This is a genomic window from Falsiroseomonas sp. HC035 (assembly GCF_050563525.1).
Taxonomy (GTDB): Bacteria; Pseudomonadota; Alphaproteobacteria; order Acetobacterales; family Acetobacteraceae; genus Falsiroseomonas.
Genome location: NZ_JBNXUN010000007.1, coordinates 96,824 through 120,805, shown reverse-complemented (window position 1 = coordinate 120,805; position 23,982 = coordinate 96,824). Strand labels below are relative to the sequence as shown.

Below are 23,982 nucleotides of genomic sequence, written 5' to 3'. Positions count from 1 at the left end.
CTCCGCGGCAGCGGGCGAGGCAAGCACAGCGGGCCTCGCCCGCTGTCGAGGACGACGACACGGGCAGGCGGGCGGTTGCCCCGCCCAATTGGGAGCGTCATGCGATGGCGATACTAAGTTTCGAGCGGAAATATCGCGTCCGCGGGGGCACCCTGGTGGGCGGCGACCTGTTCGACTTCTGGATAGGCCCGTTCTGGATCGGCTTCTTCGGGGTCACCACGGCCTTCTTCACCTTCATCGGTGTCGGCCTGATCCTGATGGGTGCCGCCATGGGCGGAACCTTCAACCCTTGGCTCATCAACATCGCGCCGCCGGACCTCAGCTACGGTCTCCGGCTCGCACCGATGGGACAGGGCGGCCTGTGGCAGGCCATCACGATCTGCGCCATCGGCGCCTTCGTGTCCTGGGCGCTGCGACAGGTGGAAATCTCCCGCAAGCTGGGCATGGGATACCACATCCCCGTTGCCTACGGCGTCGCGGTGTTCGCCTACATCACGTTGGTCGTCATCCGGCCCGTGCTGATGGGCGCCTGGGGGCATGGCTTTCCCTACGGCATCTTCAGCCACCTCGATTGGGTGTCGAACGTCGGCTACCAGCACCTGCACTTCCACTACAACCCGGCGCACATGCTGGCGGTGACCTTCTTCTTCACCACCACACTCGCGCTGTCGATGCATGGCGGCCTCGTGCTGTCCGCGCTGAACCCCGCACCCGGCGAGGTGGTGAAGACCGCGGAGCACGAGAACACCTATTTCCGCGACCTGATCGGCTACTCGATCGGCACGCTCGGCATCCACCGCCTCGGCCTGTTCCTGGCCCTGTCGGCGGGGTTCTGGAGCGCGGTCTGCATCGTCATCAGCGGGCCGTTCTGGACGCAAGGCTGGCCGGCCTGGTGGGGCTGGTGGCTCAACCTGCCGATCTGGCGCTGAAGGCGAAGGGGGAAAACGCACATGCCCGAATACCAGAACCTCTTCACCCGCGTGCAGGTCCGGGGGCCCGTGCCCTACCCGGGCGTGCCGATGGGCAGCAGGGGGCAACTCAGCGGCCATACGCCGCGCGAAGGCACGTCCCGCTTCGTCACGCTGTTCGGGATGATCGGTGATGCGCAGGTTGGCCCGATCTATCTCGGCTCGCTCGGCATCCTGTCGATCGTCTTCGGCTTCATCGCCTTCGAGATCATCGGCCTGAACATGCTGGCCTCGGTGAACTGGGACCCGGTTCAATTCGTCCGCCAGTTGTTCTGGCTGGCGCTGGAGCCGCCGCCCGCGGAATACGGCCTGCGCATCCCACCGCTGCGGGAAGGTGGCTGGTGGATCGTCGCCGGCTTCTGCCTCACGGTCTCCATCCTGCTGTGGTGGGCGCGCACCTATCGCCGCGCCAGGGCGCTCGGCATGGGCACACATGTGGCCTGGGCCTTCGCCGCTGCCATCTGGCTGTACCTGGTGCTGGGCTTCTTCCGCCCGGTACTGATGGGCAGCTGGGCGGAAGCCGTGCCCTTCGGCATCTTCCCGCACCTGGACTGGACCGCGGCGTTTTCCATCCGCTACGGCAACCTGTTCTACAACCCGTTCCACGCGCTTTCGATCGTGTTCCTTTATGGCTCCACGCTGCTGTTCGCCATGCACGGCGCGACCATCCTGGCGCTGGGCCGCTACGGCGGTGAGCGTGAGATCGAACTGGTGCTGGACCGTGGCACGGCGGCCGAGCGTGGTGCGCTGTTCTGGCGCTGGTGCATGGGCTTCAACGCCAGCTTCGAGAGCATCCATCGCTGGGCCTGGTGGTTCGCCGTCCTCACCCCGATCACCGGTGGCATCGGCATCCTGCTGACCGGCACGGTGGTGGACAACTGGTACCTCTGGGCCGTCGACCGCCACTTCGCGCCGCCCTATCCGCAGGTGTGGGAGCCGGTCGTCCTCGACCCCGCCCTTGCCGCCACGCCGGCCGCGACGCCCGGCACCACGCAGGGAGCACCGCGATGAGCCTCACGGCACGCGTTGGCCTGGTCTTCGCCGCAGCCCTCTGCGTCGTGATCGTGCTGATGACCTTCGAACGCCCACCGGTCGCCACCACGCAGGTGGGCTTCCGCGGCACCGCCATGGAACAGGTGGTCAACCCCCGCGCCCAGCGCGTGCGGCTGGCCGCCAACCAGATCCCCGAGGCCCCGGAAGCCGCCGACAACGAAGGCGAACGGGCGCGGGAAATCTACGAGAACGTGCAGGTGCTGGGCGAGCTCAGCATCGCGCAGTTCGGCCGCATCATGCAGGCGATGACCGAATGGATCGCGCCGGAGCAGGGCTGCGCCTACTGCCACAACGTCGAGAACATGGCCTCCGACGAAGTCTACACGAAGGTCGTCACGCGGCGGATGCTGCAGATGACGGCGCGCATCAACGCCGACTGGACGCCGCATGTCGGCAACGCCGGCGTCACCTGCTACACCTGCCACCGTGGCCGGCCGGTCCCGGCGGCGGTGTGGTCGACCTCGGTGCTGCCGCAGAACGGGCTGCAGGAACCACGTGGCCAGAACATCGCCTCCCCGGTGTCCAACCTCAGCTCGCTGCCCGGCAACCCCTTCACGCCCTACCTGCTGGAGGACAACGAGATCCGCGTCATCAGCACCGCGACCCGCCCGGGCACCAATCCCGCGGACACGATGCAGACGGAGTGGACCTACGCGCTGATGATCCATATGAGCCAGGGACTCGGCGTGAACTGCACCTACTGCCACAACAGCCGGTCCTTCGCGAACTGGTCGCAGAGCCCACCGGCGCGCCTCACCGCCTGGCACGGCATCCGCATGGTGCGGGAGCTGAACAACGACTACGTGGTGCCGCTGACGCCGCTCTGGGTCGCCAATCCGCGTGGACCGGCCGAGGGTCCGCACATGCCGCGCCTGGGTCCGGCGGGCGATGCGCTGAAGATCAACTGCGCCACCTGCCACCAGGGTGCCAACCGGCCCTTCTACGGTGCGCCGATGCTGCAGGATTACCCGGAGCTGAACACGGTATCGCAGGAGGCGCTGCGCGCGGCCTCCGCCGCACCGCGATGAACCTCGCGGGCCGCTGCCCGCGCAACGAGACCCGGACGGCCGGCCCTGCCTTCGCGCAGGACCGGCCGTCCGGCTGCATGGGGAGTTTGCGTGTCGGCGCTTGCGGAACTTGGCGGCCTGTTCCTGGTGGCGCTCGGCGCGGCCAGCCTGCTGCCCATGCAGTCGGAGCCCGTGCTGGTGGGCCTGCTGCTGCTCGGCGAACAACCGGCCTGGCTGCTGGTGGCGGTGGCCAGCCTCGGCAATACGCTGGGCTCCGTCATCAACTGGTGGCTTGGCCGGCAGGTGGTGCGCTGGCGCGACCGGCGCTGGTTCCCGGTGAAGCCCGCGGCGCTGGACCGTGCCACGGGCTGGTACCGGCGCTGGGGCCATTGGTCGCTGCTGCTGTCCTGGGCGCCTGTCATCGGCGACCCGCTGACCCTGGCGGCGGGCGTGATGCGCGAGCCGTTCGGCCGCTTCCTGCTGCTGGTCGCGATCGCCAAGACGGGCCGCTACGTCGTCCTTGCACTCGCGACACGCGGCCTCACGTGATCAACGCCAAGAAGGACGCCCCGTGATGGATGGCATCGACCTGCACCAGGACACGCGCCCGCATGCGGTGGTGATCGGCGCCGGCTTTGGCGGCCTTGCCGCCGCCATCCGGCTCGGCGCACGCGGCTGGCGCGTGACGATCGTGGAGAAGCTGGATGCGCCGGGCGGCCGCGCCTACGTCTACCGGCAGGATGGCTTCACCTTCGATGCCGGCCCCACCATCATCACCGCGCCCTACCTGCTCGAGGAACTGTGGACGCTCGCCGGGCGCCGCATGGCGGACGACATCGACCTGCGCAGCATGAACCCGTTCTACCGGATCCGCTTCGACGACGGCACGGTGATGAACTGCAGCGCCGACCTCGACGCCACCCGGGCCGAGATTGCCCGCATCGCGCCGGAGGATCTGGCGGGCTTCGAGCGCTTCATCGGTGACAGCGAGAAGATCTTCGAAGTCGCCTTCGCCAAGCTGGCCGACCAGCCTTTCCACAAGCTGTCGACCCTGCTGCGCGCCGTGCCGGACATGCTGCGCCTGCAGGGCTACCGGACCGTGTTCGGCAAGGTCGGCGACTATTTCACCAACGAGAAGCTGCGCATCGCCTTCAGCTTCCACCCGCTGCTGATCGGCGGCAATCCGCTGAACACCACGGCCTATTACTGCCTGATCGCGCATCTGGAACGCATCCACGGCGTGCACTATGCGATGGGCGGCATGGGCGCCGTGGTGGACGGCCTGGTCGGGCTGATCCGGCAGTTCGGCGGCACGCTGCGGCTGGACACGGAGGTCGAGCAGATAACGGTGCGGGACGGGCGCGCATCCGGCGTCCGCCTCAGCGGCGGCGAGACGCTGGAGGCCGATATCGTGGTCTCCAACGCCGATGTTGGATGGACCTATACGAAGCTGCTGTCGGAGCACAAGCGCCGCCGCTGGACCGATGCGAAGGTCGCGCGGGCGAACTACTCGATGAGCCTCTTCGTCTGGTATTTCGGCACGAACCGGCGCTTCGAGGATGTCTACCACCACACGATGGTGCTCGGCCCGCGCTACAACGAATTGTTGACCGACATCTTCAAGCGAAAGATCCTGTCCAAGGATTTCTCGCTGTACCTGCACCGGCCCACCGCCACTGATCCGTCGCTGGCGCCGCCGGGCTGCGACAGTTTCTACGTGCTGTCGCCGGTGCCGCACCTCGGCAGCGGCACGGATTGGGCGGTGCAGGCGGAACCCTATCGCGCCGCCATTCAACAACGGTTGGAGGACACGGTGCTGCCGGGGCTCGGCGCCAGCCTGGTCACCTCCCGCATCCTGACGCCACTGGATTTCCGCGACCGCCTGCTGTCGGTGCAGGGCGCCGCGTTCTCGCTGGAGCCGCAGTTGTTCCAGTCCGCCTGGTTCCGCCCGCACAATGTCAGTGAGGATCTGCCGGGCCTGTTCATGGTCGGCGCCGGCACGCATCCGGGCGCCGGCGTGCCGGGCGTGGTGTCCTCGGCCAAGATCCTGGATCAGGTGGTGCCGCATGGCAGCACCATGGCCGCGGCGCGTTCCCGCTGAACCGGTAGCGCCGGCGCGTCAGCCGAGGCGCGAGGCCGTATCCTCCAGCAGCCGCGCCGCCGCCAGCCGCCCGGACATCGCCGCCATCGGGATGCCGGGGCCGGGATGGACGGAGCCACCAGCCAAATAAAGGCCGGGCAGGCGGGACGCGGCGCCGGGCCGTGCGAAGGTGCCGGTGGCGCCGTGGCTGGCGCGGCCGTACAGCGCGCCGCCGCTGCCCGGGAACAGCGCGTGGAAGCCGGCGGGCGTGGTCGTGGTGGTGTTGGACGCATCCGCCGCCACCTCCAGCCCACAGGCGCGCAGCAGGGCCAGGCTGCGGGTTTGCAGGTCGTGCAGCGCGGCCTCCGGCATCTCGCCCAGGTCGCCATCGGCCGGCGCGTTGACCAGCAGCAGCAGGCGTTCCGGCGCCCCCTCCGCCACCGCCCCATGGCCGCGATCCTGGGCGCAGATGTAGACAGTTGGGGCCGCGGTGATGCCGCGGCGGCGGAAGATGGCGGCGAATTCCTCGGCGTAGTCCTCGGCGAAGAAGACGTTGTGGTGGGTCAGCGGAAAGCCGCGCGTTGGCGCGTTGACGCACCAGGTGACGGCGGACAGCGACCGTACAGCGCGCGGCGTGTCCCGCGCCGCACGTCGCGCGGCGCCGCCGAGCAGCCCCTGGCCCAGCGCCGCCACGTCGCCGTTGAACACCACCGCATCGGCGGCGATCACCTCCCCATCCGCCAGCCGCACGCCGGCGGCGCGGCCGCGCTCCACCACGATGTCCAGCACATCGGCGCCGAAGCGGAAGGTCGCGCCCTGGCTTTCGGCGAGGTTGCGGATCGCCTCCGCCACCCGGCGCATGCCGCCCTGCACCAGCCAGACGCCGTCCTGTTCGACATGCGCCACCAGCATCAGCGTGGCCGGCGCCAGGAACGGCGAACAGCCGCAATAGGTGGCGTAGCGCCCGAACAACTGGCGCAGCCTGGGGTCGGTGAAATGCCCGCCGAGAGCCTGCCACATCGTCGCCCAGGGCATGGTCCGCCACAGTGCATCCAGTCGCCCGACACGGCGCACCAGGTCGAGCGGGGAGGGACGCTGCGCCGCGATGAAGTTCTTCTCCAATGTGCGGAAGATGTCGGCGCTGCGGGCGGTGAAGTCGCGATAGCCCTGCGCGTCGCGGGCGCCCGCAAAATCACCGATGGCGTCCGCCGAGCGTTCCACATCCGCGAACAGGTCCAGCCGCCCGCCGGCACGCCAGGCATGCCGTGCCAGGATGTCGGCCTGGTGCAGTTGGAGAAAATCCTCCAGCCGTCGCCCCGCATCCTCGAACAGTCCGGCAAAGATCCAGCGCATGGTGAAGACGGTGGGGCCGCCATCGATGGCGGCGCCGCCGGCCTGCACATGCCGCATCTTGCCGCCCGGCGTCGCGGCGCGTTCCAGCACGGTGACGCGGGCGCCGCGCCGGGCGAGGTCCGTCGCCGCGGCCAGCCCACCCATCCCGGCGCCGACCACGACGACATGCAGCGGTTTCAGGCGACCGCCCCCAGCCGCTGCCGCCGGTGCCGCGCCTGGCGTTCCACCGCCAGCCGGTGCCAGATGATGATGGCAAGGCCGACGATCAGCGGGATCGACCACATGCCCGGATGCAGCGCCATCTCGGGGAAGATGCGGACGGAGCCGAAGGCCATGAAGGCGGTGTAGACGGAAATTCCGGCGCCGACCAAGGCCTTGATGTGCTCCTTCAGCCAGTCCTGCCGTTCCACGCGTGGCTTGTGCAGGAACCACAGATTGGTCAGCCCGGTGGCGATGCCGACGACGGCGATGCCGATCATCAGCGGCTGCCCGATCAGCCAGCCCTGCACCGCGCAGGCCAGCGCCGCCACCATGACCAGGTATTGCAGCCCGAGGTTCAGCCAGGTGCGGTTCGCCGCGTGCCGGCCCTTGTTGGTGATGCAGAGCCAGCCATACCAGGCCAGGTTGATGGTCAGGATGCCGGTGTGCAGCATCATCCAGCCGAACATGCCGCGCAGGAAAGCCGCGTCGAACTGCCCTTCCAGATGCGGATGCGTGCCGATCGGGTCGGCCAGGGTCATCAGGCTCATCGCCACGGCGAAGCTGCCGGTCGCCAGCATGGCATAGGCGAAGATCCGGCCCCAGCGGGCGTGGTTGGTGCCGCCCTTGCGGCCGATCACCGGCACCCAGAAGGCGATGGCGCCCGTCGTCCCGGTCAGGATATGGGCGACGATCAGGCCGTGGAACACCACCAACTCCATCCTGCCTCCCTCCCTTTCCTGTCCATGCGACTTGACGCAAAGTGACAATGGCACTTGACACTTCCGGGTGTAAAGCGCCGCTGTGGAGCAAGGCGATGGACGTGGTCGGGAAGGCGCGGGCTTGGGTGAGATGAGCGAATTCGTGCCGCCGCACCCGCACCCCCGGTCCCCGGTGGTGGCCCTGCTGCGCGCGCTCCTGCAGGGCGAGGGTGACCTGCTCGGCCTGCTGCCCGCCGAGGCCTACCACATGCCGATCGGCCCGCTGGGCTATTCCCGCCGCTCCATCGTGGTGGTGAACGAGCCCAGGCTGGTCCGCCAGGTGCTGGTGGATGCCGACGGCATCTTCCCGAAATCGGACCTGATGGTGAATGCGCTGGAGCCGTTGATCGGCGACAGCATCTTCGTGAGTTCGGGCGCCACCTGGGCGCGGCAGCGCCGCATGATGGACCCGGCGCTGACCCTGATGCGCGTCAACCGCGCCTTCCCCAGCATGGAAGCCGGCATCGCGACGGCGGAGGAAACGCTGGACGAAGCCGCCGCCACCGGCCAGCCCTTCTCGCTGGACTTGGCGATGAGCCATCTGACGGCCGACATCATCTGCCGGTCCGTGTTCTCCACCGGCCTCGAATCGCGCGTGGCGCATGAGGTGTTCGACGCCTTCACCTTCTTCGAGCGCAGCGTCGCCCAGGTGGAGATCCGCCGCCTGATCATGGACCGCGCCTGGACCCGCATCCCGCAGACCCGGGCCGTGCTCGACAGTTGCGCGCTGATCCGCCGCAGCATGGGCGAGTTGCTCGACAGTCACCTGGAGGCGGGCGCCTCCTTCGACGACATCGCCAGCGCCGTGGTGGCCGCCCGGGATGTGGACGGAAAGGCCTTCACGCGGGAGGAGCTGATCGACCAGCTCGGCGTGCTGTTCCTCGCGGGGCATGAGACCAGCGCCAGCGCGCTGACCTGGGTGTTCTTCCTGCTCGCCTCCCGCCCCGAGCATGTCCGCCGGCTGCGGGCCGAGGTGCAGGCGGTCTGCGGCGACGGCCCCATCACCTTCGAACACACCAAACGCCTTGTCTTCACCCGCAACGTCTTCCGCGAGACGCTGCGCCTGTACCCGCCCATCACCTTCCTGCCGCGGGTGGCGAACGAGGCGACGGCGCTCGGCGACTACCGCATCAGGCGCGGCGCGCTGGTGATGGTGGCGCCCTGGCTGCTGCACCGCCACCGCCGCTACTGGCAGCACCCCAACCGCTTCGACCCGGACCGCTTCGAGCGGGAGGCGGAGATGACGCAAGGCGCCTACATTCCCTTCGGCGTCGGCCCGCGCATCTGCGCCGGCGCCGCCTTCGCCACGGTGGAGGCCACCCTGCTGATCGCCCGCCTGTTCCGCCGCTTCGATTTCTTCGTCAGCGATCCGCACACGGTACGCCCGGCTGCACGCCTGACGACGCGGCCGGCGCGGCAGGTCTTCGTCACGGTGCAGTCGTGCTGAGGATCTTCCGACGACTGACCGGACGCGCGCTCCCCTCCGCGGGGGGAGGGGCTTTGGGTGAGGGGGGTTTCCTGGCAACCCGCGTGTTGCCGGCACGTCGCGAAGCGCGTCCTTCGAAATTTCCAGGACGGCACGGCCCCCCTCACCCAACCCTCTCCTCCCCTTGGGGGGAGAGGGCTTTCGGGGCGGGCGGCTGATGCGGACGGTGCTGCTCACGCTGGGGCGGTTGCCGAAGGCGCTGGACCTGGCGCGTGGCTTCGCTGCCATCGGCTGGCGCGTCGTCGTGGCGGAACCCTTCGTCCGCCACCTCTGCGGATCCTCTCGCAGCGTCGCGAAATCCATCCGTGTGCCGCCACCCGCCGAGGGCAAGGCCGCCTACCTGCACGCGCTGGCGGAGGTGGTGCGCAGCGAACAGGTGGAACTGGTGCTGCCGGTGTCGGAGGAGACGATGCATGTGGCGCATCTGCCGCCGCTGCTGCCGCCCGGCGTACGCGTGCTGACCATGCCCCCCGGAATCCTGCTGCGGCTGCACCACAAGGGCGGTTTCTGCGAATTCGCCGCCGCGCATGGCCTGGACGTGCCGGAGAGCTTCCCGCTCGGCGACCCGCGCGCCGCGGCGCTGGCCGCCAGTGGCCGCGTCGTGGTCAAGCCCGTGCATGGCTGTTCGGGCCGCGGCGTGCTGCGCCTTCGAGCCGGTAACCCGCTGCCCGAAGCCGATCCAGCCGTGCCGGCGCTGGTGCAGCGCTTCATCGAGGGCCGGGAGTTCAGCACCTGCACCCTGGCGCATCGGGGCCGCGTGCTTGCCACCACCGTCTATCGCGGCACGCTGATGTCGGGCTCGGTCGCCGTGGCGTTCGAACGCGTGGGGCAGGCCGCGATCGAGGATTGGGTGCGGCGCTTCGCCGCGGCCGCGAACTGGTCCGGCTTCCTCGCCTTCGACATCATCGTTGATGCCGAGGGCCGCCCCTGGGGGCTGGAGTGCAATCCGCGCACCACCAGCGGCCTGCATTTCTTCGAAGCCGCCGACCTCGCCCGCGCCATCCTGGACCCCGAGGGCGCCCCGCCGCCGCGGCACCGGCCGGAGACAAGGCTGCAGCAATTCTGGTCCTGCCTGACCGAAACGCAGCTTTCGCTGTTCCGCGACCGCAGCGCCTTCCGGACCAATGCCCGCACCCTGCTGACCACGCGCGACGTCTGCTGGCAGGCGCGCGACCCCTGGCCGCTGCTGGCGATGCCCTGGACCACCTGGCCCATCATCCGCATGGCGGCGCAGCGCCGGGTGCCTTTCGGGGAAGTCGCGACGCTCGATGTCGGCTGGTACGACTGAAGCCCGGGTCAGCCCAGCAGATCCCCGGCCGCCCCGGCGCGGGCCAGGTTCGACCCGCCGAGCCCGAAATCCAGCCAGGCCGTGCCGTTCCAGGCATAGTCGTATTCGCTGCCGAAGCCGTTGGTGCCGCTCGGCGCGCCCACCTGCGCGCTCCAGAAATAGGTTGGCATGGTCCGGCCCGCCGCCGAGTCGGAATAGGCGGTGGTCCAGATCGTCCCCGCCGGCTGGGCGCCGCTCCAGGCCTGTTCCTCGGAGATGGTGTAGCGGCCATGCGCGGTGGCCACCACGTCGCCCGCGTCATAGCCGTCGACGCCGGCGATCAGCCAGCCCTGGTAGCTGTCGCCGTTGTTCGCCGTGAACTGCCAGCCGAACACGCTGTTGCGGTCGACGCTGGCCAGGTTGGCGCCGCCCTGGCCGAAATCCAGCCACTGGTCGCCATCCCAGGCATAATCCAGCTCCGACCCCAGCCCGCCGGACCCGCTCGGCTGTCCGCCCGCGGCGCTCCAGGTGTAGGTCGGCATCCAGGTCTCGGCGGAGGCGTCGTAGTAGGCGCTGGTGAAGACGGTGCCGTGCCGCAGGCTGCCGGTCCATCCGAAGGCGGCCTCGATGACGTAGCGCCCGGTCGCGGTCGCCTGGATCGATCCTACGGTCAGGCTGTCGAAATCTTCGATCACCCAGCCGAGGTAGCGGTCGCCCGTGTTGGATTCGAAGCGCCACTGGAAGGCCGTGATGCGCTCGATCGAAGCCAGGAACTGGCCGCCGCGCCCGAAATCATCCCATTCGTCGCCGTCCCAGGCCCGATCCAGTTCGGACCCCAGCCCCGCATTGCCGCTCGGCGCACCACCGAGGACGGTGGCCGAGTAGCTCGGCAGAACCTGGTTGGCGCTGGCGTCGAAATAGCCGGTGGTGGTCCACACCGTGCCATCCGCGATGACCTGCCCGCCAAGCGCGGCTGCGGTGTTGATGGTGTAGGTGCCATGCGCGGTGGCCAGCGTATCGCCCGGCGCCCAGGCGGTGGAATGGCCGACCAGCCGGCCGGAATAGGTATCGCCGTTGGTGGCCTGGAAGGTCCAGTTGAAGATGCGGTCCGGCAGCCGGTCCGCCTGCAACGCACCGCCCTGTCCAACCGGCACCAGGGCGCTGCCGGTCCAGACGCGGTCCAGCTCACTGCCCAGGCCGCCATATCCGGTGGGTCCGGCGCCACCGCTCTCCAGCGGGAAATCGACGCGCGACTGCGCATCGCTGTAGCGGGTGGTGTGCACCGTGCCCTCCGCCCCGGCCTCGGCCAGGTCGCGGCCATAGGCGCTCTCCCCGGTGATGCGGTAGCTGCCATGGGCGGTGGCCAGCGTGTCGCCGATGTTCCAGTCGGCGGTGTCGGCCAGCAGCGTGCCGTACAGCACGTCGCCACTTGTGGCCGTGAAGGTCCAGGTGAACAGGCTGTCCGCCAGGTCGCCCGGGTCGGCCTGGTCGGCGCCACCCTGGCCGAAGCTGTCCCAGCCCGTGCCGGTCCAGGCGGCGTCACGCTCCGATCCCAGGCCCGCGCTGCCGGCGGCCGCGGCCTCCCCCAGCTCGGTCAGCATCCAGGCGCCGGTGCTGTCGCGATACCAGCCGACCGAGATCCAGCCTTCCGCGAACCCCGCCTCACTGAGGTCGATGCCCTGCGCCACGGCGCCGGTGATGGTGTAGCGGCCCTGCGCGGTGGCTAGGGTGGAGCCGATGACGTAGCGGCCTGTATCCTCCACCAGCGTGCCGCCCCAGCTATCGCCGCTGTTGGCGGTGAAGGTCCAGGTGAAGATGCTGTCGGTCACCTCCGCGGCGGCGGCCGAAGGCATGATGAGGGTCAAGCTTGGCTCCGTTGGCGGGGCAGGGCGGCGCGATGATGCAGGAAGGGGCGTGAAACCGTCGTTAACCCGGGCCACGCGCTCGACCCTGTCGCGCCCCCGGGGTAACTGCGCCCGCCCCACCGGTCCGAAAGGTGCCCGCCGATGACCACCCTTGATGCCTGGCTGGCCGACGCCGAGACGGTTCTCGCCGCCACCCGCGCGCGCGGGCTGGATGCGGCGATGGATGCGGCGGTGGCGGCCACTGTCGTGGCGCTGGCCGCCGGCCGCACCCTGCTGGCCTGCGGCAACGGCGGGTCCGCCGCCGATGCGGACCATATCGTGGGCGAGCTGGTCGGGCGCTTCCTGCGCGAACGCCGCGCGCTGCGCGCCATCAGCCTGTCCGCCAACCCTGCCGTGCTGACCGCCTGGGCCAACGACTACAGCTACGAGACGATCTTCGCCCGCCAGGTCGAGGCCTATGGCGAGAAGGGCGGCGTGCTGGTCGGCCTGTCCACCTCCGGCAATTCGCCGAACGTGGTGCGGGCTTTCGAGGCGGCGCGGCGGCTCGGCATGGTGACCATCGCCCTGACCGGAGAGGGGGGCGGCAGGCTGGCGCCGCTCAGCGACCACCTGTTCGCGGTGCCGTCGCGATCCACGCCGGCGATCCAGCAGGTCCACCTGGCGCTGTACCACTGCTTCTGCGCGGCGGTGGAAGCGCGCATGGCGGATGCCTGAAGCGCGCCCCGCCGCCTTCCTCGACCGGGACGGCGTGCTGATCGAGGACACCGGCTTTCCACATGACCCGGCCCGGGTGCTCTGGAGTCCCGGCGCGGCCCAGGCGGTGCGGCGGCTGAACATGGCGGGCCTGCTGGTCTTCGTCGTCACCAACCAGTCCGGCGTGGCGCGCGGGCTCTATCCCGAGTCGCAGGTCCATGTGCTGCATGGCTGGATGCAGGCCGACCTGGCCCGCGAAGGCGCCCGGATCGACGCCTTCGAACATTGCCCGCACCACCCGGAGGCGCCGCTGCCGGCCTTCCGCCACGACTGCCGAAGGCGCAAGCCACGGCCCGGCATGCTGCTGGACCTGATGGCCGCCTGGCCGGTGGACCCGGCGCGGTCTTTCCTGGTCGGCGACCGCGAGACGGACCTGAAGGCGGCCGCCGCCGCCGGCATCGCCGGGCATCTGTTCCCGGGCGGTGACCTGGACGCGTTCATCGCGCGTCTGGTTTAGGCCTCGGGCCAAATCCCGCAGATCGCGACCGATCTGTCCTCAAGCGCCGGCGCTGCGCTTGGCTCGCGGCAGTTGCGGCGGCGGCCATTCGGCCGCAGCTTCCGAACGATGGGTTCGGTATCAGGTCGCGGCTTCCAGCCCCTGCAGAACGTCCTCGACCGGCCCATCCGCCAGGATGACGCCGCCCTCCAGCCGGATCGCGCGGTTGCACCAGCGCCGCACCACGCTGAAATCATGCGTGGCGACGACCAGGATGTCGGCGCCGCCGACCAGCGTGGCCAGCCGTTCCTCCGCCTTCTGCATGAAGGCGGCGTCGCCGGCCAGGAACCATTCATCCATCAGCAGCACCTGCGGCTGCATCGCGGTTGCCATGGCGAAGGACAGGCGGATGCCCATGCCGGCGGAATAGGTGCGGATCGGCACGTCGAAGAATTCGCCGAGGCCGGCGAATTCCGCCACCTCCTCGGTCAGGGCGGCGCATTCGGACTCCGACAGGCCGCGATACAGCCCGCGCAGCATGACGTTCTCCCGGCCCGTCGCCTCGCTGTCGATGCCCGCCGCCACGTCGATCAGCGCGCCGACCTGGCCCTGCACCATCAGGCTGCCGGCCACCGGCTCGTACACCCCGGCAAGCGTCCGCAGCAGGGTGGTCTTGCCGGCGCCGTTCGGGCCGACCAGGGCCACGCGCTCGCCGACACCGATGCGGAAGGACAGGTTGCGCAGCGCGGTGACGACGATGCGGTTGGACGGGTCCGTGTGCAGGCGGGCATTGCCCAGAAGCCGCTTCTTCAGCGACCGTGCGCCCAGGTGGTAGTAGGGAAAGTCGAGGCAGAGGCCCCGTGCTTCGATCAGTGCCACGGAACCCTCCCCTAGACCCAGAAGGCCACGCGGCCGCGGAAGCGCACGAAGAAGGCCGCCGCCACCGCCACCATCAGCGCCGTGTAGATGACCGCCGCCAGCCAGGCGAGCGGCGGGCCGCCGCCTTCGACCAGCGGGCCGCGCACAGTCTCGAGGATCGCGAAGAACGGGTTCAGCGGCATCCAGGCCTCCCATTCGCCGAGCAGCCTGGGCTTCCACAGGATCGGCGTCAGGAAGAAGGCCAGCTGCATCACGCTGCCGATGATCGGCCCGATGTCACGGAAGCGCGCGCACAGCATGCCGAGGAACAGCGCCGCAGCCACCGCGTTGATCGCGATCAGCACGAAGCCGGGGATGGCCAGCAGCGCCTCCGGCCCCGGCAGGTGGCCGCACAACAGGAACACCAGCAGGATCAGCGGGAAGTTGTGCGCCGCGACGATGCCGTTGCGCAGCACGCAGCGCAGCGAATGCACGGTGTAGGGCAGCGGCATCTGCCGGATGATGCCCTCAGACGCCGTCAGGCTCGCGGTGGCCTCGTTCACCATCTGGGAGATGGCGTTCCAGATCACCAGGCTGACCGCCAGGTGCGGCAGGTATTCCCGCAGAGGCATCTGGAACAGCGTGGAGTACAGCAGGCCGAGCCCGAGCAGCATCGCGCCTGTGCTGAGCGTCAGCCAGAACGGGCCGAGCACGGAGCCGCGGTAGCGGTTGCGGATGTCGAGCCAGGCCAGGGTGGAGGCCAGGCGCCAGCGGCTGAGCCCCAGCCGTACATCCTCGATCGCCCGGCGGACCCGCTGCGGATTGGAGGCATCGACATGGTAGGCCGGTGTCGGCGCTGCGGTATGGTCGAGCATCGGCGCCTCATAGCCCGACCGGATCGGGCGAGCCAGTGGTAGGCGCCTACTTCGGCTCGCCGCGATAGCGCACCGGAGCCGAGTCGAAACCTGCCGACGGCGCGTAGCCCTGTGGGGCGTAGTCCCGGGGCGGGGCATAACCCTGGGGTGGGGCATATCCCTGGGACGGGGCATATCCCTGGGGCGGGGCATAACCCTGGTGCGGCGTGCCGTAGGGTGTTGCGGCCGGCGGGCCATCCGCGGCGCGCGACAGCCGCACCCGGTCGCCGCGGGTGATCACCACCCGGTCGCCTGCCTGCAGGGCCGACTCGTTCGTCTGCACCACGGCGATGTCGCCGCCGCCATCCTCGCGCACGATGAATTCAATGGCATTGCCCTGGCTCAGCCCACCTTCCACGGCCGTGCCGGCCAGGCCGCCGATCAGTGCGCCGCCAAGCCCGGCCAGCAGGTTGGACCGCACGTCACCGCCGATGAAGCTGCCGGCCAGGCCGCCGGCCACCGCCCCGGCGGCCGTGCCGATTCCGCCACCGCTGCCGGCCACCTGCACCGGCCGGCTGCCGACGATGGTGCCGTAGGACACGTAGGCGGCACTGCCCAGGGTGCGGGCGCCCACCGTGCTGCCGGTGGCACGCGGTGCGCAGCCGGGCAGCGCCGCGACCAGGGCCAGCGCCGCCACGGCGGGGATCAGGCGGTTGGTGAGGCGGATCATTGGATTATCCTCGGCGGCCGGCTGCGCGGCGGTTCTGGCAAGATGTGGCCTTGGAGATGGGTCGGCTCTAAACGTAATCCACCACCAAGGCATGATCACGGCAGCGACTGCCATGATCTCGTCCTTGCCTCCGACCCACGCTTTAGGTTAGGCGTTTGCAGGTCAGACTTGCCGGCAGACTTGAACGACGGGACGGAAGTCGGGGTTGGCCTGGGCTGGTGCATCGCATGGGGGCGAGGCACGGGCCGGGGGGGCAGGCCTCGGGATCGTCACCCGCAACCGACGGAGCATCCTCTCATGACCAGGTCCAGCGCTGCGGGCACGGCCCAGCCTCGGGACCCATCCTGGAGGCGGCCCGTGATCGCTGCCTGGCAGCGTCCTGTGATGGCCTGCCTGCTGCTGAGTGCGCTTGCCGCCTGCGGCCAGACGCCGCAGCGCGCAACCACCCATGCGGCGCGGATCTCCTCCGGCGACTACGCACGGCCCTCCACCTACGACGCGCCCGGCCCGTCGCATGACCCGTGGGGCCCCTACATCACCCAGGCCTCGCAGCGATTCGATATCCCGGAGCGCTGGATCCGGGAGGTGATGCGCCAGGAATCCGGCGGCCGCGTCAGCGCCACCTCCCGCGTCGGCGCCATGGGGCTGATGCAGGTGATGCCCGGCACCTACCGCGAATTGCAGGCAAAGTACGGCCTCGGCCCGGACCCCTACCACCCCTGGGACAGCCTGATGGCCGGCACCGCCTACCTGCGCGAGATGTACGAGCTGTACGGCAACCCGGCGTTCCTTGCCGCCTACAATGCCGGTCCGCGGCGGCTGGAGGACTACCTCTGGTCGAATCGGGGCCTGCCGGCCGAGACCCGCAACTACGTCGCCCGCATCGGCCCGCGCATCCAGGGCGCCAGCCCGAACCGCCGCGCGGCGCCGGAGGTCTATGCCGCTGCCGAGATCCCGCTGAATATCCCGGCCGGCCCGCGCCGTGGCGATACCGCGACCATGCTGGCGCTGCGCGAACAGCGCAACGCGGTCGATCCCGGCGTGCAGGTCGCCAGCCTGCCGCCCGGCCCGGTGGTGCGGATGGAGCCGATTCCGGACGGCAGCAGCCAAGCCTATTCCTATGCGGCGCCGACGCAGCTGGCCTCGGCCGGTGGCGGCTTCGTCTCACAGGCCTCCGCCGCGGCGCCGGCCCGCCAGCAGGGCAGCGTCATTGCCATGGCACCGGTCGCCAGCCTCGGCGATTTCCAGACCCGGATGGAGCCGATCACCAGCCCCGGCGACCTTCCGCAGGGTGGGGCCTATGTGCCGCCGGCGACGACCCAACTGGCCATGGCGCCGATCACCAGCCCCGGAGACCCGGGCACGCCCGGCGCCGGCTTCCAGGTCGAATCCCTGCCGGCGCCGCCGGCTGAGTTCGCTCGCTATGCCTCGGTCGGCGCGGCACCGGCCCGGGCCGAGCCGGCGCCAGCCGCCCCGCCGGCGGCCCGCACCGCCGCCGTGGCGCAGCCTTTCGTGCCGGTGATGCCGCCGGGCTTCGCCCAGCCTTCTCCGCGTGGCTTCTCCATCATCGGCCAGGCCCAGGCCAGCACGCTGCCCGCGGCAACGCGGCAGGCCGCAGCACCCGCGCGGGCGGCTGCCGGCAACTGGGGCATCCAGGTCGGCGCCTTCGCCTCGGAGAACCTCGCCCGCGCCGCGGCCGGGGAGGCGCGCAGCACGCTCCGCACCGCCGGCACCAGCGCCCAGGTGCAGCCGGCCTCGCAGGGCCGCACCATCCTGTACCGCGCGCGCGTCACCGGCCTCGCGGACCGCGACGCGGCCGAACAGGCCTGCCAGCGCATGCGCCGCGGAGCCTGCATGGTGGTCGCGCCCGGGGCCTGATGGCGCCGTGGCTGTCCTGGTTCTCGGCGCCGGCGGCCACGCCCGCCCGGTGATCGAGGCAATCCGCGCCAACGGTTCCGCGGTGGCGGGGCTGCTGGATGACGGTGGCGACCACGGGCCGGTGCTGGGCTGCGCCTGGCTTGGCGACACCGGCCTCCTGGCCGCGCTGCGGGCCCAAGGTCTGGTCGAGGCCGTGATCGCCATCGGCGACAACGCCGCCCGGCAGCGCCTCGGCGCGTTGTGCGAGGCCGCCGGCTTCACCCTGCCGCCGCTGCTGCACCCCGCCGCCCTGGTCTCCCCCAGCGCCAGCATCGCCGCCGGCGCGCAGGTGATGGCGCGCGCGGTGGTGGGGCCGGAGGCGGCGCTCGGCCGGCTGGCGCTGGTCAATACCGGCGCGATCGTCGAGCATGAATGCACCCTCGGCGAGGCCGCCCATCTCGGCCCCGGCGCGGTGCTCTGCGGCCGGGTGTCGCTGGGGGCGCGTGTCCTGGTGGCGGCCGGCGCGGTGGTGCGGCCCGGGGTCACGATCGGGGAGGATGCGCTGGTGGCGCCTGGCGCGGCCGTTTCGGCGGAGGTTACGCCCGGCGCGCGTATCGGCGGAGTTCCGGCCCGCCCGCTCCGTTGAAGGCCGTTTCCCCAACGGATCAAGGGTTGCATCGGCCAATGGCCCCTGCGCGCCCTGCTGTCTCACGCGCCTCGTCGCCTGCCATATGCGCGCAGCGGCGACCATCAGGATTACCGGACGTTGCGAAGGCCACACCGGTTCTCTTCTGCATATGATACATTTCGAAGTGCATACGACTTGCGGGTGGTGGATGAGTGGGTGGGGCAGGACGATACTCGCCCTCATGATGACCGAAGCCCGGACCCCAGATGAGCCGCGCAGCCTGCTCGGGCTGCGGCCTCCCGCCGACCTCGCCTCCAGCCCGTTGCCGGAGCCTGTCCCGCAACCTTCCCAGCCGGTGGCGCCGAGCCGGCCGGCGCGACCGGATTATCCCGTGGTGTCCTCCGGCTGGGACAGCGAGGATGGCGAGGCCACGTCGAAACGCGCGGACCTGATGACGGCGCTGCGGGCCGGGATCATGCTGCTGCTGGCCATGATCGGCCTGGGCCTGCTCATCACCGGATAAGGCGCCGCGCCGCTTGACGCGGCGGCGGCTGGGAGGTCCGATCCGCAGCCGCCCCCCCCCCCCGGCACGGAGTTGCCCATGAACCTGGCCGCCCTCCTGGCCCTGCTCGCCACGCTCGCCCTCGGCGTCGCCGCCGGGCTGCTATGGCTGCAGCGCATCCGCAAGCCGCTGGTGGTGCGCGCGCACCTGGTCCTGGCCCTCGCGGCCACCGCGCTGGTTCTGCTGCTGACCGTCACCGCGCCCGCCGCCGAAACCGGCCCGCCGCGCGCCCTGCCGCTGCTTCTGGTGGGCCTCGCCGCCGCCGCCGGGTGGAGCGCGTACCGCTACCTCCGGCGGGGCGCGAAGCTGGTCCTGGCGCTGCACGCCATCGCCGGCGTCGCCAGCTTCCTGGTCTTCATTGCCTGGATCCGCTCGGCCTGATCAACCGCCGTTCAGCGCCCGCCAGACCCGTTCCGGCGTCATCGGCAACGCGACCTGCGTGACCCCATCCCTGGCCAGCGCATCCAGCACCGCATTGGCCAGCGCCGCCGGCGCGCCATTGGTCGGCAACTCCCCCACCCCCTTGATGCCGAGGCGGTTGTTGGGCGAGGGCACCGGGACCATGCCATGCACGAAGCCCGGCACCGCCTCCGCCCGCGGCATCGCGTAGTCCATCAGCGTCGCGCTCAGCAGCTGGCCTTCAGGGTCGTAGTCGGCCTGTTCCATCAGCGCCTGGCCGATGCCGGCCGCCCAGCCGCCGTGCAATTGCCCAGCGAGCAGCACCGGGTTCACCACCGTGCCCGCATCCACCGCGGCGGCGTAGCGGTCCAGCACCACCAGCCCGGTCTCCGGGTCCACCTCGACCTCCGCCACCGCGACGCCGGCGGGCCAGGTCTCGACCGTGTCTGCGAAATCCGCGCGACCCTCCAGCCCGCCCTGCCGCGCCGCAACCGCCGCCAGGCCAATCCGCCGGTCGGTTCCCACCACCTCGTAGGCGCCATCGCGCCAGGCGACATCGACGGTGGCCGCCTCCAGCATCTCCGCCGCCGCGGCGCGGCCCTGCTCGATCGCAGCCTCCGCCGCCAGCACCAGCGTGGTGCCGGAGATGATGGTCGAGGACGACCCGCCGGTGCCGCCGCCGCGCGGGATGCGGTCGCTGTCGCCCTGCTCGACGGTGATTCGCGCCGGATCGACGCCGAGGGTTGCCGCCAGCACCTGCGCATAGGCGGTGGCGTGGCCCTGCCCCTGGCTTTGCGTGCCGGTGCGTGCGGCGATGCGGCCATCCGGCAGCACCTCGACCAGCGATGTCTCATCGCCCCAGCCGCCGGAGCCATGCAGGTGGCAGGCGACGCCCCGGCCGCGCCGCAGCCCTTGTGCGGCGGAGGCGGCGCGCCGGTCGGCGAAGCCGGCCTCGTCGGAAAGCCGCAGCGCCGCATCCAGCAGCGCCGGATAGTCGCCGCTGTCGTAGCGGTAGCCGAGCGCGGTGCGATACGGGAAGGCGTCGGGCCGCAGCAGGTTCAGCCGCCGCAGGTCCACCGGGTCGCGCCCGGTCTGCCGCGCCGCCGCATCCACCAGGCCCTCCAGCAGCACCAGCGCTTCCGGCTTGCCGGCGCCGCGCACGGCGTCCACCGGTGCGGTGTTGCTGAAGGCGCAGCGCAGCGCGATGTGGGCGGCGGGAATGTCGTAGAGCCCGCCCAGCACCTTCGCCATGCCGCCGGTCGGGATGGTGGGGTTCACGGTGGAGACCCAGGCGCCGAAATTCGCCACGCCCTGGACCTGTATCGCCAGGAACCGCCCATCCGCATCCAGCGCCAGCGCCGCATCCGCCACCAGGTCGCGGGCGTGAGTGTCCGCCAGGTGGTGTTCCGTGCGGTCCTGCACCCAGCGCACGTCGCGTTGCAGGCGCGCGGCGGCGAAGCAGGCCAGCGCCTGTTCGGGATAGGGCGGCAGCTTCGGCCCGAACCCGCCGCCGACATCCGGCGTCACCACGCGCAGCTTCTCCCGCGGCCAGAGCAGGATGTGGTCGCACAGCACGCGGGCGAGCAGGTGGACGCCCTGGGAGGGCGTGGTCAGCGTGACGCGGCCGGTCGCCGCATCCCACTGCGCCAGTGCCGCGCGGGTTTCCAGGTAGCCGGCCAGGATGCGCGGCGATCGGTGGTGCAGCCGCGCGATGTGGGCGGCACCGGCGAAGGCGGCGGCGACCGCCGCTTCATCGCCGCGCTGCCAGTCGCAGACCAGGTTGCCGGGGGCGTCCTCATGCAGCAGCGGTGCGCCGGGCTGCAACGCATCGTCGCCGCGCACCACGGCTTGCAGCGGCTCGTAGTCGACCTCCACCGCCTCCGCGCCATCGCGCGCCTGCGCCAGGGTTTCGGCCAGCACCATCGCGACGATCTCGCCGACATGCCGCACGCGGTCCTGCGGGATCGGCAGCCGCCGCGGTTCCACATGGCGGCGGCCGGCGGCGTCGCGGATTTCCGTCACTGCCGGATTGTGCCCTAGCCCCGCCACGTCCCGCCCCGTGATCACCGCGACCACGCCCGGCAGCGCCAGCGCCGCCTCCGTTGCCACGCGCCGGATTCGGGCATGTGCGTGCGGAGATCGCAGAAACATCGCCTGCAGGGCCCCCGGCGCCGCCAGCCCGGCGGTGAACCGGCCGCCGCCGGTCAGCAGACGCGGATCCTCCAGCCGCCGCAGCGGCGCCCCAAGTCCCGGCAGCACATCGAACGCCATGCGATCTCCACCCGAAGCCGGCGCCAGTTGCCAGCAAGCCACGGACTCCCGCAAGGCTGGGGGCAGGACGTCGATGCCGGCCGTCGACACCGGCCGTCGACGCAGGGCTGGGGATCGCCTTAGATCGCGCGCGGCGTATCGGCGCCGCGGAGGATACGGCGTGCGTCCCCCCAACCCCTCGGTCGTGGCGAGCTTGCGGGCCTGGCATCCCGCGCCGCTGCCACGGGCCTCGCTGTGGCTGCATGGGCTGGGCGCGGCCACGCTGGCGGTGCAGCCGGGGCTTTGGCCGCAGGTGCTGGGCGTGCTGGCCTGCAACCACGCGCTGCTGGCCGGCCTGATGCACCCGCGCGGCACCTTGCTCGGCCCGAACCTGGTCCGCCTGCCCGAAGGTCAGGGCGACGCCGTCGCCCTGACCTTCGACGACGGCCCGGACCCGGAGGTGACGCCGCGCGTGCTGGACCTGCTGGATGCCGCCAGCGCCCGCGCCAGCTTCTTCGTCATCGGCGCCCGCGCCGCCCGCCACCCGGCGCTGCTGCGGCAGATCTTGGCGCGCGGACACACGGTGGAAAACCACTCCCAGACCCATCCCGGCTATTTCGCCGCACTCGGCCTGTGGGCGCTGCGGCGGGAAGTCGCGGAGGCGCAGGACACCATCGCCAGCATCACCGGCACAGCGCCGCGCTGGTTCCGCGCGCCGATGGGCCTGCGCAGCCCGCTGCTGGACCCGGTGCTGGCCGGCCAAGGGCTACACCTGGCGGCCTGGACCCGGCGCGGCTACGACACCCGCATCCGCGACCCGCAGCGCGTGCTGCGCCGGCTGGCCAACGGCATGGCCGGCCGGGACATCCTGCTGCTGCATGACGGCAACACGGCCCGCGACCCCTGGGGCCGCCCGGTGGCGCTGTCGGCCCTGCCGCCGCTGCTGGCACGCATCCGTGCCGGGGGGTTCAGCGCCGTGTCCCTGGCCGCCGCAGCATGAGCCAGGGCAGCCGCGCCAGCATCCCCAGCACCAGCCGGATATGCATCGCCGTCAGCAGGACGTTGTCGCGGCCATATTTGAAATGCGAGACGCCGCCTTCCGCCGGGGCGAGGTAGCGCACCGCCGCCGGCAGGTTCACGATTGGCACCCCCGCCCAGGCCAGCCGGACGGCCGCCTCCGGGTCGAAGTCGAAGCGCCGCATCCAGCGGCTGCGCTGCATCACCCGCAGCAGCGGCGCGATCGGATAGACCCGGAATCCGAAGAGAGAATCGCCGATGCCGGCGCCCAGGGTTTCAAGGTTGGCCCACCAGTTGGAAATCCGCCGCCCGCGCACCCGCAGCAGCGGCGCCTCCGGCCCGAACACCGGCCGGCCGAGGATCAACGCCTCCGGCTGCGCCACCGAGGCCTGCATGAAGCGGCCGATGCTGTCGGCGGGATGCTGGCCATCGGCATCCATCAGCAGCGCATGGGTGAAGCCGGCGGCGTGGGCTTCCACCAGCCCGGCCAGCACCGCGGCGCCCTTGCCGCCATTGACGGGCAGCGAGAGGATCCGCAGCAGCGGATCGCCCGCCATCGCCTGGCGCAGCAGCACCTCGCTGCCATCGGTGCTGCCATCCACCACCACCCAGACCGGCGCCCAAGCGGCGCGCGCCGCGCGCACCGTCTCCACCAGCTTCGGGCCGGTATTGTAGCTCGGGATCAGGACCAGCCGCTGGGAATCGGGGGGCGGGCAGGAAGGCGGCGTCACGCGGGTGGAGCCTGCGGCAGTTCGCTGCGGAAATGCTGTTCCAGCCGCGCCACGCCGGCATCGGCATCCGCCCCCACCTCGAAGCGCTCGCCCAGCCGCACCCGGTAGACCAGCGGCAGCACCGGCCGGCGGAACAGCGGCCAGCCGCGGCTGAGATAGGGGCTGTCGGCCTCGATCAGCACCGCCTGTACGGGTGCCCCGGCGGCGCGCGCCATCAGCGCGAAGCTGCGGTGCAGCCGGTCCACCGGCTTGCGTCCGGTGCGCGAGCCTTCCGGGAAGATCAGCAACTGGCTGCCGCCCCGCACCGCGTCCGCGGCCCGCCGGATCATCGGCAGCGGCGCGTCGTTCGGCATGTAGCCGGCCATGCGGATGCCGCCGCCCAGCGTCCAGCTTCCCCACAGCGAGGCTTTTGTGATGCACACCACGCGCGGCAGGCGGGAGATGATGAGCACCGCGTCCAGCATTGTCGGGTGGTTGGGCGCGATCACGATGCCGCCATCCTGCCGCAGCGCGTCCAGGGCGCTGAGGTCCACCCGCAGCACGCCCGTGGCCCGCATGACGAACAGGAACCAGCGAAAGCCCGCCATGATCATGAATTGCCCGATGCGCTCCCCGGGCCGCCGCGGCACGATGCGCACCAGCAGGGAAGCCGGCAGGCTCCAGGCCAGGCAGCTCAGCAGCCAGACCAGCACGCAGACATAGAAGGCGACGCGGTAGTAGGCGGCGAGCCACCAGCCCTGTGCTGGCCGCTGCCCAGGTCGCGCCGGGGCCGGTTGGACGCCGGCCTCGGTCTTTGTCATTGTCATGCCGCCGCGTGATGAAGTCGGGACCGAAGTTTACAGGATGGCCGGTGAACCAGTCCAGCAACC

General features: G+C 71.0%; 23 protein-coding genes. 14 read left to right on the top strand and 9 right to left on the bottom strand.

Annotation, left to right across the window (positions count from 1 at the left end):
• Window positions 1-104 precede the first annotated feature (104 nt).
• The 5 genes from pufL (at window position 105) to ACLF3G_RS16535 (ending at window position 5,129) form a co-directional block, all read left to right on the top strand.
• Entirely contained in the window at window positions 105-929 is an 825-nt protein-coding gene (pufL, locus tag ACLF3G_RS16555; RefSeq protein ID WP_430670501.1) for a photosynthetic reaction center subunit L, read from the top strand.
• 21 nt (window positions 930-950) lie between these two features.
• On the top strand, window positions 951-1,979 hold the full coding sequence (gene pufM / locus ACLF3G_RS16550; RefSeq protein ID WP_430670500.1) for a photosynthetic reaction center subunit M: 1,029 nt from the start codon (window positions 951-953) through the stop codon (window positions 1,977-1,979).
• Window positions 1,976-3,049: a photosynthetic reaction center cytochrome PufC gene (gene pufC / locus ACLF3G_RS16545; protein ID WP_430670499.1), complete on the top strand. Its 1,074-nt coding sequence runs from the start codon at window positions 1,976-1,978 to the stop codon at window positions 3,047-3,049. Before pufM ends, pufC begins: the two co-directional genes overlap by 4 nt.
• 90 nt (window positions 3,050-3,139) lie before the next feature.
• A complete protein-coding gene (locus ACLF3G_RS16540; RefSeq protein ID WP_430670498.1) occupies window positions 3,140-3,577 on the top strand; it encodes a YqaA family protein in 438 nt (145 codons plus the stop codon).
• A 25-nt stretch (window positions 3,578-3,602) separates the two neighbouring features.
• The gene (locus tag ACLF3G_RS16535; protein WP_430670497.1) at window positions 3,603-5,129 is read left to right on the top strand and encodes a phytoene desaturase; all 1,527 of its coding nucleotides are present in this window, start codon (window positions 3,603-3,605) and stop codon (window positions 5,127-5,129) included.
• Between the two features lie 18 nt (window positions 5,130-5,147).
• Here the strand turns inward: ACLF3G_RS16535 and crtD are convergent, their stop codons facing one another.
• The gene (gene crtD / locus ACLF3G_RS16530) at window positions 5,148-6,620 is read right to left on the bottom strand and encodes a 1-hydroxycarotenoid 3,4-desaturase CrtD (protein ID WP_430670496.1); all 1,473 of its coding nucleotides are present in this window, start codon (window positions 6,618-6,620) and stop codon (window positions 5,148-5,150) included.
• Window positions 6,621-6,637: 17 nt separating this feature from the next.
• Window positions 6,638-7,381, bottom strand: coding sequence for a hypothetical protein (locus ACLF3G_RS16525; RefSeq protein ID WP_430670495.1), 744 nt, complete (start codon window positions 7,379-7,381; stop codon window positions 6,638-6,640).
• 130 nt (window positions 7,382-7,511) lie between these two features.
• Between ACLF3G_RS16525 and ACLF3G_RS16520 the strand changes: the two genes are divergently transcribed.
• Window positions 7,512-8,867 carry a cytochrome P450 gene (locus tag ACLF3G_RS16520; protein ID WP_430670494.1) on the top strand — a complete coding sequence of 452 codons (1,356 nt, stop codon included), beginning with the start codon at window positions 7,512-7,514 and terminating at the stop codon, window positions 8,865-8,867.
• A 196-nt stretch (window positions 8,868-9,063) separates the two neighbouring features.
• Complete coding sequence (locus tag ACLF3G_RS16515) at window positions 9,064-10,194, top strand: ATP-grasp domain-containing protein (protein WP_430670493.1); 1,131 nt, start codon at window positions 9,064-9,066, stop codon at window positions 10,192-10,194.
• Between the two features lie 8 nt (window positions 10,195-10,202).
• On the opposite strand, the gene ACLF3G_RS16510 is transcribed toward ACLF3G_RS16515, so the two are convergent.
• Window positions 10,203-12,038 (bottom strand): hypothetical protein, encoded by a 1,836-nt coding sequence (locus tag ACLF3G_RS16510; RefSeq protein WP_430670492.1) that lies wholly within the window; start codon window positions 12,036-12,038, stop codon window positions 10,203-10,205.
• A gap of 141 nt (window positions 12,039-12,179) precedes the next feature.
• Between ACLF3G_RS16510 and ACLF3G_RS16505 the strand changes: the two genes are divergently transcribed.
• Together ACLF3G_RS16505 and ACLF3G_RS16500 are read left to right on the top strand one after the other, a co-directional pair.
• On the top strand, window positions 12,180-12,752 hold the full coding sequence (locus ACLF3G_RS16505; RefSeq protein ID WP_430670491.1) for a D-sedoheptulose-7-phosphate isomerase: 573 nt from the start codon (window positions 12,180-12,182) through the stop codon (window positions 12,750-12,752).
• Window positions 12,745-13,248, top strand: coding sequence for a D-glycero-alpha-D-manno-heptose-1,7-bisphosphate 7-phosphatase (locus ACLF3G_RS16500; RefSeq protein ID WP_430670490.1), 504 nt, complete (start codon window positions 12,745-12,747; stop codon window positions 13,246-13,248). The genes ACLF3G_RS16505 and ACLF3G_RS16500 overlap by 8 nt, the downstream gene beginning before the upstream one ends.
• Window positions 13,249-13,368: 120 nt before the next feature.
• Here ACLF3G_RS16500 and ACLF3G_RS16495 read toward each other — a convergent pair whose 3' ends face one another.
• The 3 genes from ACLF3G_RS16495 to ACLF3G_RS16485 are packed head-to-tail and all read right to left on the bottom strand — an operon-like array spanning window position 13,369 to window position 15,669.
• Complete coding sequence (locus ACLF3G_RS16495; RefSeq protein WP_430670489.1) at window positions 13,369-14,106, bottom strand: ABC transporter ATP-binding protein; 738 nt, start codon at window positions 14,104-14,106, stop codon at window positions 13,369-13,371.
• 11 nt (window positions 14,107-14,117) lie between these two features.
• The gene (locus ACLF3G_RS16490; RefSeq protein WP_430670488.1) at window positions 14,118-14,960 is read right to left on the bottom strand and encodes an ABC transporter permease; all 843 of its coding nucleotides are present in this window, start codon (window positions 14,958-14,960) and stop codon (window positions 14,118-14,120) included.
• 46 nt (window positions 14,961-15,006) lie between these two features.
• A complete protein-coding gene (locus ACLF3G_RS16485; RefSeq protein WP_430670487.1) occupies window positions 15,007-15,669 on the bottom strand; it encodes a glycine zipper 2TM domain-containing protein in 663 nt (220 codons plus the stop codon).
• A 357-nt stretch (window positions 15,670-16,026) separates the two neighbouring features.
• Here ACLF3G_RS16485 and ACLF3G_RS16480 point away from each other — a divergent pair, with 357 nt between their 5' ends.
• The 4 genes from ACLF3G_RS16480 (at window position 16,027) to ACLF3G_RS16465 (ending at window position 19,097) form a co-directional block, all read left to right on the top strand.
• The gene (locus ACLF3G_RS16480; RefSeq protein WP_430670486.1) at window positions 16,027-17,547 is read left to right on the top strand and encodes a transglycosylase SLT domain-containing protein; all 1,521 of its coding nucleotides are present in this window, start codon (window positions 16,027-16,029) and stop codon (window positions 17,545-17,547) included.
• 7 nt (window positions 17,548-17,554) lie between these two features.
• A complete protein-coding gene (locus ACLF3G_RS16475) occupies window positions 17,555-18,172 on the top strand; it encodes an acetyltransferase (RefSeq protein WP_430670485.1) in 618 nt (205 codons plus the stop codon).
• A 223-nt stretch (window positions 18,173-18,395) separates the two neighbouring features.
• Window positions 18,396-18,677, top strand: a complete 282-nt coding sequence (locus tag ACLF3G_RS16470) for a hypothetical protein (protein ID WP_430670484.1) — start codon at window positions 18,396-18,398, stop codon at window positions 18,675-18,677.
• Between the two features lie 78 nt (window positions 18,678-18,755).
• Complete coding sequence (locus ACLF3G_RS16465) at window positions 18,756-19,097, top strand: hypothetical protein (protein ID WP_430670483.1); 342 nt, start codon at window positions 18,756-18,758, stop codon at window positions 19,095-19,097.
• Here the strand turns inward: ACLF3G_RS16465 and ACLF3G_RS16460 are convergent, their stop codons facing one another.
• A complete protein-coding gene (locus ACLF3G_RS16460) occupies window positions 19,098-21,386 on the bottom strand; it encodes a xanthine dehydrogenase family protein molybdopterin-binding subunit (protein ID WP_430670482.1) in 2,289 nt (762 codons plus the stop codon).
• A gap of 160 nt (window positions 21,387-21,546) precedes the next feature.
• Between ACLF3G_RS16460 and ACLF3G_RS16455 the strand changes: the two genes are divergently transcribed.
• On the top strand, window positions 21,547-22,365 hold the full coding sequence (locus ACLF3G_RS16455) for a polysaccharide deacetylase family protein (protein WP_430670481.1): 819 nt from the start codon (window positions 21,547-21,549) through the stop codon (window positions 22,363-22,365).
• Here ACLF3G_RS16455 and ACLF3G_RS16450 read toward each other — a convergent pair.
• Window positions 22,334-23,113, bottom strand: coding sequence for a glycosyltransferase family 2 protein (locus tag ACLF3G_RS16450; RefSeq protein WP_430670480.1), 780 nt, complete (start codon window positions 23,111-23,113; stop codon window positions 22,334-22,336). The genes ACLF3G_RS16455 and ACLF3G_RS16450 overlap by 32 nt on opposite strands.
• Window positions 23,110-23,913, bottom strand: coding sequence for a lysophospholipid acyltransferase family protein (locus ACLF3G_RS16445; RefSeq protein ID WP_430670479.1), 804 nt, complete (start codon window positions 23,911-23,913; stop codon window positions 23,110-23,112). The genes ACLF3G_RS16450 and ACLF3G_RS16445 overlap by 4 nt, the downstream gene beginning before the upstream one ends.
• Window positions 23,914-23,982 lie beyond the last annotated feature (69 nt).